We start from the raw sequence: 7,155 nt of genomic DNA on the forward strand, positions 1-7,155 counted from the left end.
AGCATCGTGTTTTTTTCAGGATGTGCAATGTATGTGGGCTTGAACTATGACCAACTGTTTGGTGAAGCAAGCGTTCAATCAAGACAATCGCCAGTAGATTCAAAAAAAGCCTCTTTCTTTTTAAATGATGTTAAACCCATCATCGATCAGCGCTGCGTGGTCTGTCACGCCTGTTATGATGCGCCCTGCCAGCTAAAAATGTCATCAGTTGAAGGGATTGATCGTGGAGCCAGTAAAGCGTTGGTTTATCATGGTACGCGTCTGACGGCGTCGGCTCCTACCCGTTTGTTTGAAGATGCACAATACACAGAGCAGTGGCGAGATTTTGGTTTTCATCCTGTGCTGAACGAGAGATCTCAAACGCCTACCGCGAATCTAGAAGCAGGATTAGTCGCGAAATTATTAATGCAAAAAGAGGAACATCCGTTACCAGAACAAGATCAGCTAAAAAGTTTTGATTTCTCGATAGATCGCGAACAGGTTTGCCCAACAATTGAAGAGTACGGACAGTACAAACAAGATCACCCAACGTGGGGAATGCCTTATGGCATGCCAAATCTTAGCCCTCTTGAATACAATACGCTACTCACGTGGCTAAAAGATGGCGCAATCATGAATGGTCATATTCCGCTCACTTCTGATCAAGAGAAATGGGTTGCGCAATACGAAAACTTTTTAAATAAAGGTACTGCAAAGGATCAGTTAATGGCTCGTTATATCTACGAGCATCTTTTTCTTTCCCACCTTTATTTTTCTGAACTTGCTGGTCAACCTAGATTTTTCACTTTGATACGTTCGACAACGCCCCCGGGCGAGCCGGTTAACAGAATTGCGACAAGGCGTCCTTACGATAATCCTGGTGTAGAACGCGTCTACTACCGTTTGATTCCTGAGCAAGGCAGCATCGTAGATAAAACTCATTTACCCTATGCGTTGAATAAAAAACGTCTTAATGATTGGCAGGCATGGTTCATTCAACCTAATTATCAAGTCTCGGTTTTGCCTAGCTATGATATTGAAGTTGCCGCCAATCCGATGACGGCATTTGATGCCCTTCCGGTTAAAGCACGCTTTCGATTTATGTTAGACAATGCTCAAAACACCATCATGGCTTTTATCAAAGGGCCAGTGTGTCGTGGCCAGCTAGCCCTGAATGTTATTAACGACCATTTTTGGGTGTTCTTTTTAGACCCAGAGAAAGCGGATTTACCCGAAGTGAATCAATTTTATCGCTCGCAAGCCGCGAATCTGAAACTGCCAAGCGAGCTGGAAAGTAACACGTTGCCTATTACTCATTGGGTCCGTTATGCGCATCAACAAGCACGTTATTTGAAAGCAAAGTCTGAATTTACTAATCAGTGGTTCAAAAATGGCGATAACTTAACCACAGATGTACTGTGGATGGGTGATGGCTATAACCCGAATGCGGCACTGACTATTTTTAGGCATTTCGATAGTGCATCGGTAGTGCAAGGTCTGGTGGGAGAAAACCCCAAAACAGCATGGGTGTTAGACTATGCCCTACTAGAAAGAATCCATTATTTACTGGTGGCGGGTTTTGATGTTTACGGCAATTTCGGCCACCAGCTCATTACTCGCATGTTTATGGATTTTCTGCGTCTTGAAGGTGAAAGTAATTTTGTCTCTCTGCTGCCTAGAGAGATAAGGCACCAAGAGCAGTCAAGTTGGTATCAAAATCAAAGCACTCAACTCAGTGACTTTTTGCAACGTAACGTGGCCCCTTTTGATCAACCGACCAGTATTGTTTACCACACGCAAGATCCAAAATCTGAGTTGTTTGCACTTTTGAAGTCTGAGCTTCAACCTGTGTTATCAAATCGTTATTCGATAATTGACACTGGTTTTTCAACGCGCAGTGAACAGATGTTAAATAGCATTAATAAGATCAAAGGCGAAGGGTTGCTGGCTGTGCCACAAATCATGATGTTGATGATCACGGCTGAAAACGGAGAGGATCAACTGTTTACTTTGTTGCACAATAACGCCCATCTCAATATTTCAAGTCTATTTGATGAACAAAGCAACCGTGACCCAGCGAATGATGGTTTGACTCTAGTGAGAGGTGTCATTGGCAGTTACCCTTCTGCTTATTTGTCACTGCATGAACACGAGATTGAAGAATTGGTGATCTTATTGAGTAAAATGCAAAATGAGCAGGACTACGTTAAGTTGCTCGATACGTTCGCCATTCGCCGCAGTTCTTCGAAGTTTTGGCCGTTCAGCGATAAAGTTCATGCATGGTATCGAAAAAATCAGCCTGTCGAATCTGGTTTACTTGACTACAATAGATTTTAAAACAGATAAAAGTCACCTTTAATGGGTGAGATGAGAGGTGCAAAATGACCATACGTGACAGCATTGAAGCACTAGAACAACAGATCTATATAGCCTGTTCGGAAGGTGACTATGAGACGGTCAATCAGTTAGAACATCAGTTGGAAGTGTTACTGTATAAGGCACAGCACCCTTTTGATGATGATCCTAACGCGTTAAATGGTGGATCGGCAACAGATGATGAATGGCGCTGAATAACAACGGGAGCCATATTGCTCCCGTCTTTTATTTATCAGATCATTAAAATTAGAAAAAGTCTATTGAGTTACGGCCACTCTCAGCATCTTTGCTCTTAGGTGCATCGGAATTCTCTTTCTTTGTAGTCGTCGGCTTATTTCTAGCCGGCTTGGCTTTTGACGCCTTTTGCTTCGGTTTAGGCGCATTTATTGCTGCGACTACCGACGTCACCTCAGTTTCAGGTGCTTCAATCACTGGTTGGTCACACAATACAACGTAGTACTCTTGGTTAAATTCAAGAAAATCCCCATTGTACATTTTACGTCGTTTTCGAGTTTCAAGTTCTCCATTGACCGCCACATAACCATCGCTAATCAGGAATTTTGCTTGCCCGCCACCATCCACTAGGTTAGCAATCTTTAACACCTTATAAAGCTCAATAGGTTGCGTTGAAACTTCAATACCAATCGCCTCTATTTCAATTTCTTCGTTTTCTAATGTGTCTTTATCGTTAATCATTACGTTTTTCTTATCACGAATTTTCACGCAGTGTAATGCTAAATGCGCAAATTAGGAACCACAGTTAAGTACTTCAACTGAACTTATAACAGCAAAAGAGCCTATCATTGTATCGTACTTATAGGGTTTAGGTTACCTTGTCACCCTTTCCTATAATCTTTAAACATTAACCATTGGATCACTTGAGAGCGAGCTTTCAGAGCTGCGGGCAAAATTGCCACTTTGTGTCTCAACAAGGATATATAAGCAGTAATCTCTTTAGACGTAAACTCTCATGCACGATAAACTAAACACAACCATAATTTTATAACGAATTGTCTATGATAAAAGTGACAGTGTCTCGCTTAATAAAAGGCCACGATTTAAAGCAATCCATTGCCGCGTTGATAAAGCAAGAGAAGATACAAGCGGGTAACATCGCTTCTTGTGTCGGGTGCCTATCTGAAGTGCGCATCCGCCTCGCTGATGGCTCTTCAGATAGGCACCTTGTTGATGCATTTGAAATTGTCTCTTTGGTTGGCACGCTAACCGCATCTCATCAGCACTTGCACATTGCGGTTGCAGATAAAACAGGCAAAGTGATCGGTGGTCATCTTTTGGATGGTTGTCTTATCAATACTACCGCAGAGCTGATTTTACATTCCTACCCTGACTTAGTGTTTCAGCGAGAATTTGATAATCAAACGGGCTACAGTGAGCTGGTGGCATCTTGTTAAAATCCCTTTAATGATAAAACTGAATGCGCATATGCTAGTCTGTAAAATGTGGTGAAGCGTGTTTTTTTATTCACCCATTTCTCCCCAATAGCGACAGATAATTCGACGTTAAGCAATTTCCGTCTGTGAGCTATCTCTCACATCTGTTCTTTTTGTAATAACTCTGTATAATTAGCCGCCTATTTAACCATTGTTTATGTTCTGCTGATTTGGCGTCTGCACACCACTGATTCGCTAAACTCAATACCTAGGAAAACTCTCTTGATCTCTACCGCAAATATCACCATGCAATTTGGCGCTGAGCCTTTATTTGAAAACATTTCTGCAAAATTCGGTAACGGCAATCGCTACGGTTTGATTGGCGCCAACGGCTGTGGTAAATCGACGTTCATGAAGATCTTGAGTGGCGCGTTAACTCCCAGCTCAGGCAACGTCTCCATTACACCAGGGCTAAAATTGGGTGTACTGAGCCAAGATCAGTTTGCTTTCGAACAATACACGGTAGTTGATGCCGTGATTATGGGTGACCGTAAACTATGGGAGATCAAGCAAGAGCGTGACCGCATTTATTCATTAGCCGAGATGAGCGAAGCCGACGGCATGAAAGTCGCCGAGCTTGAGAGCGAATACGCTGAAATGGATGGTTACACCGCCGAAAGTCGCGCGGGTGATATTTTGTTAAAAGCGGGTATTGAGGAATCGTTTCATTTTGGCTTGATGCAACAAGTGGCTCCGGGTTGGAAACTGCGCGTTTTGTTGGCGCAAGCCTTGTTTGCCAACCCTGATATTTTGCTGCTCGATGAGCCAACCAACAACTTAGACATCCACACCATTGGTTGGTTAGCTGAAGAACTTAATCAGCGTAAATGCACCATGATTATTATTTCCCATGACCGTCACTTTTTGAACTCAGTGTGTACCCATATGGCTGATATTGATTACGGTGAGTTGCGTATTTATCCGGGTAATTATGAGTATTTTCTTGAAGCTTCAAGCTTGATTCGGGAGCAGCTACTCTCTGGCAACGCGAAAAAAGCGGCCGAGATCAACGAACTGCAAGACTTCGTTAACCGCTTTGGTGCCAATGCTTCAAAAGCAAAACAGGCTAGCTCACGCGCAAAAAAAATGGACAAGATCAAGCTTGATGAAGTGAAATCCTCAAGCCGCATTAGTCCTTCGATTGATTTTGGTGAAGGAAAGAAACTGCATCGCCTTGCACTTGAACTGCAAAATATTGGTCACTCTTTTGATGATGAACTGCTTTTCGAAGGTGCTAATCTGTTACTTGAGGCTGGCTCGCGTTTGGCTGTGATTGGTGAAAACGGCGTCGGTAAAACGACCTTTCTACGCTGCTTAGTCAAAGAGCTGCAGGCCAGCCAAGGTGTGGTGAAATGGTCTGAGAATGCCTCAATTGGCTATTGCCCTCAAGACAGTACTGTCGATTTTGATAACGATCTGACTATCTTTGATTGGATCTCGCAGTGGCGCACCGTAAAACATGATGATTTGATGGTGCGTGCCATTCTTGGCCGACTACTCTTTACAGCCGATGATGTGAATAAGAAAGCAAGAAACTGCTCGGGTGGTGAGAAGTACCGTCTGCTATTTGGCAAACTAATGATGCAAGATATCAACGTGCTGATCATGGACGAGCCAACCAACCACATGGATATGGAAGCGATTGAGGCGCTCAATAACGCGCTAAAGTCCTACACGGGGACACTGATTTTTGTTAGCCACGATCGCGAGTTTGTCTCTTCGCTGGCCACTTCGATCATTGATGTGAAAAACAAACAGTTGGTCTACTTCCAAGGTACGTACGATGAATACTTGGCTCATCAACAGAAGTTGTTAGCTGCGGCGTAATCAAACCAACGTCATAATTCCTGATACTTGTTGCCGCCAGAAATGACGGCAACAACGGATAATTTAGATTGTACTGTTTAGGGCGTGTTGATCTTTCGTGAGTGTTTTTTGAGTGACATAATAAGGAGTTATGTTCATGTTCGGCTTATCCTACTTTGCAATAAATAGCATAAGATCACGCCTAGATCGCTAGTTCAACCCTTCTAATATTAAATGCATTACATTTTCACTTTATTAATTTTCCGCCTAACGCCCGGTTAAGGGGCTGACAACGCAAACCACTGAACCTAAAATAACAACCGTAATCACAAATGCCGATTTGAACAAAAACCGCCACGCGGTGGCTGTCCCTCTTGAAGCGTTTGTATGGTTTATATTTCATTGCTATTGATTAATCAAGACTGAGCCCCCATGTAGTCTATGGATAAGAACACGCCTTACCACTCAGAACATACATTCCCTAACTGAGATAACTGGAGCGTGAAAATAAATATTCCAGATTTCTCAAGGAATGATCTAATGATTGCTTATCTTATTCTCGTTCACCGCTATCCAGGACAATTTAAACGGCTCTTTCATGCCATATACCACCCAAATAATCATTACGTTATCCATGTTGACAAAACTTCTGGAAAAGAAATTTCAGATGAAATAACTTTGTTTCTAAATGAGTACCAAAATGCTGAAATTCTTGAATCAGAAAATGCGCTATGGGGTGGGTATAGCTTAGTTAATATTGAACTTCGTGGTATGGCTAAGTTATTAAACATGAACAAAAGCTGGACACATTTTATAAACCTAAGTGGACAAGATTTTCCATTGAAAACTCAGCCATATATTCATGAGTTTTTGTCAAATAATAAAGACAAAGAATTTATTCGAGCACTAGACCAAAATGCAGCTAGGCCTAAAACGATGAATCGCATACAAAATATGTGTTTTGAATATAAAGAGCATATTTATCGACCTGAAATAGCCAGGAAATTCATGCCAGGGATAACACCATTTATTGGCACCCAATGGATGATTGTGTCACGAAAGTTCTGTGATTTTGTTTGTAACACGGATGCATCTCTGCCCTATAAAGAATTTTACAAAAATACATTTATTGCTGATGAAGGATTTTTCCAAACGGTTATGATGAATAACGATTGTCATGGTGAAATAATTCAAGATGACTTGAGACTTATCGATTGGGTACCAGATGGAGACATAAAGCTTAGACCGAGGACATTTACAATGGACGATATTTCCAACTTAATTTCGAGCCCTAATCTTTTCGCTCGAAAATTTGACCTATTAGAGGATGCTAAAGTCGTGGATAGGATCGAAAATCACCTCGCTGCAATAGTCTAATTTTTAATGAGCCACCCTGTATTAACGGGGCGGCTCAAAGAAACCTAACGCCCCTCTTGAGCCGTTTATGATTCATCACCCAACCTAAAGCTACATACTCAAGAAATTCATGATACATTTCCAACTCATGTTCTCGCACTGTATGCGCCCCATGATCCCACGGGGG

The 7,155-nt window shown here is 42.2% G+C and carries 6 protein-coding genes; 5 read left to right on the top strand and 1 reads right to left on the bottom strand.

The features are described from left to right. Positions 1-3: 3 nt before the first annotated feature. Positions 4-2,316, top strand: a complete 2,313-nt coding sequence (locus VOR_RS0103015; RefSeq protein ID WP_029626843.1) for a fatty acid cis/trans isomerase — start codon at positions 4-6, stop codon at positions 2,314-2,316. Positions 2,317-2,360: 44 nt separating this feature from the next. Then, the gene (locus VOR_RS0103020) at positions 2,361-2,549 is read left to right on the top strand and encodes a hypothetical protein (RefSeq protein ID WP_010318257.1); all 189 of its coding nucleotides are present in this window, start codon (positions 2,361-2,363) and stop codon (positions 2,547-2,549) included. Positions 2,550-2,601: 52 nt separating this feature from the next. On the opposite strand, the gene VOR_RS0103025 is transcribed toward VOR_RS0103020, so the two are convergent. Beyond that, positions 2,602-3,051, bottom strand: coding sequence for an RNA-binding S4 domain-containing protein (locus tag VOR_RS0103025; RefSeq protein WP_010318258.1), 450 nt, complete (start codon positions 3,049-3,051; stop codon positions 2,602-2,604). 320 nt (positions 3,052-3,371) lie between these two features. Here VOR_RS0103025 and VOR_RS0103030 point away from each other — a divergent pair, with 320 nt between their 5' ends. The 3 genes from VOR_RS0103030 (at position 3,372) to VOR_RS0103040 (ending at position 6,989) form a co-directional block, all read left to right on the top strand. Continuing rightward, entirely contained in the window at positions 3,372-3,767 is a 396-nt protein-coding gene (locus VOR_RS0103030; protein WP_010318259.1) for a PPC domain-containing DNA-binding protein, read from the top strand. Between the two features lie 261 nt (positions 3,768-4,028). Next, complete coding sequence (locus tag VOR_RS0103035) at positions 4,029-5,633, top strand: ABC-F family ATPase (protein WP_010318260.1); 1,605 nt, start codon at positions 4,029-4,031, stop codon at positions 5,631-5,633. Between the two features lie 519 nt (positions 5,634-6,152). After that, on the top strand, positions 6,153-6,989 hold the full coding sequence (locus VOR_RS0103040) for a beta-1,6-N-acetylglucosaminyltransferase (RefSeq protein WP_010318261.1): 837 nt from the start codon (positions 6,153-6,155) through the stop codon (positions 6,987-6,989). The last annotated feature ends 166 nt before the right edge of the window (positions 6,990-7,155 follow it).

The organism is Vibrio ordalii ATCC 33509 (assembly GCA_000257205.1).
Taxonomy (GTDB): domain Bacteria; phylum Pseudomonadota; class Gammaproteobacteria; order Enterobacterales; family Vibrionaceae; genus Vibrio; species Vibrio ordalii.

Coding starts and splice junctions, on each gene's coding strand:
- VOR_RS0103020 (WP_010318257.1), top strand. CDS start 2,361: ATGACCATACGTGACAGCATTGAAGCACTAGAACAACAGATCTATATA.
- VOR_RS0103025 (WP_010318258.1), bottom strand. CDS start 3,051: ATGATTAACGATAAAGACACATTAGAAAACGAAGAAATTGAAATAGAG.
- VOR_RS0103030 (WP_010318259.1), top strand. CDS start 3,372: ATGATAAAAGTGACAGTGTCTCGCTTAATAAAAGGCCACGATTTAAAG.
- VOR_RS0103040 (WP_010318261.1), top strand. CDS start 6,153: ATGATTGCTTATCTTATTCTCGTTCACCGCTATCCAGGACAATTTAAA.